Consider the following 1460-nt stretch of genomic DNA (forward strand, 5'->3'; position numbering starts at 1 on the left):
TGGGCGACCACCACGGTTTCACCCACGCTGGCCTGCTCGCGCAGGCGCGCTTCGATTTCCCCCAGCTCGATACGGAAACCGCGGATTTTCACCTGGTGATCGACACGGCCCAGGTAGTCCACCACCCCGTCCGGGCGGCCACGGGTCAGGTCGCCGCTGCGATACACGCGGCTGCCGGGCTTGCCGAACGGGTCCGGCACGAAGCGTTCGGCGGTCAGCGCCGGACGCTCCAGGTAACCCCGGGCCACACCCTCGCCGCCCAGGTACAACTCGCCGGCCACGCCCACCGGTTGCAGGTTGAGTTGCGCGTCCAGCACGTAGCCGCTGCGGTTGCCCAGCAGGGTGCCAATCGGCGCGTAGACGGCGCCGCACGGGTCGCCCTTGCGCGCCTTCCACAGCAGTGGCGTGACCACCGTTTCGGTCGGGCCGTAGCCGTTGAACAGGTAGGTTGGCTTGAGCGCACGCCAGGCCAGGTCGTAGCTGGCTTGCGCCACCGCATCGCCGCCAAAGCAGTACACACGCACCGCCGGTGGGTTGCCATCGCGTTCAGCGTGCTCGGCCAGTTGCTGCAGGTAGACCGGCGGGAACACCGCCATGGTCACGTTATGCCGGTGCATCTGCGCATAGGTGTACTCCGGCAGCCACAGGCTGTCATCGCGGATCAGCACGCTGGCGCCGTTGATCAGCGGGTGCATCCAGCCTTCATGGGAGCCATCGAAGGCGAAGGACATGAAGTGCAATTCGCAATCGGCGGGCGAGGTTTCATAGCGCTCGCCGGTGGCGATGATGTGCGCCACCAACGGCCCGTGGGAAACGGCCACGCCCTTGGGCATGCCGGTAGAACCCGAGGTGTAGATCACGTAGGCGAGGTTGTCGCCATCCAGCTTGACCTCCGGCGCGGCGTCTGTGTAATCGGCCCAGTCTTCAGTGCGGTCGATGGCCAGGGTGTCCAGGCCCTCGGGGATCGGCAATTGCGCCAGGGCATGGGTGTGGGTCAGCAGCAGTTGCGCGCGGCTGTCCTGCATCATGTACAGCAGGCGATCACGCGGGTATTCGATATCCAGCGGCACATACACGCCGCCCGCTTTCATCACCGCCAGGAACGCCACCATGCTTTCGGCGCTGCGCGGCATGGCAATCGCCACGCGCACTTCCGGGCCGACGCCACGGGCGATCAGCGCGTGGGCCAGGCGGTTGGCCTGGCGGTCCAGCTCGCCGTAGCTGAGGGTTTGTGCGTCGAATTTTACCGCCACCGCCTCCGGGGTTTCCCGGGCGCGGTCGGCGAACAACTCATGCACGAAGCGCCCGCTCGGAAAGCCGGATTCGCTGCGATCCCACAATTGCAGAATGTGCTGTTGCTCCTCGGCGTCCAGCAGGTTCAGTTGGCCAATGTTTTGCGCCTGGTCAGCCACCATCGCCTGCAACAGGTTCTGCCAGTGGCGGGCCATGCGCTCGATGGT

The 1460-nt window shown here is 66.2% G+C and carries 1 protein-coding gene; it reads right to left on the bottom strand.

Annotation, left to right across the window (positions count from 1 at the left end; translation table 11 throughout):
* Window positions 1-1460 (bottom strand): amino acid adenylation domain-containing protein (locus tag AC0IYH_RS28955; RefSeq protein ID WP_471837436.1); only part of this gene is annotated, 1460 nt, incomplete at both ends.

Source organism: Pseudomonas sp. AC463 (assembly GCF_979253585.1).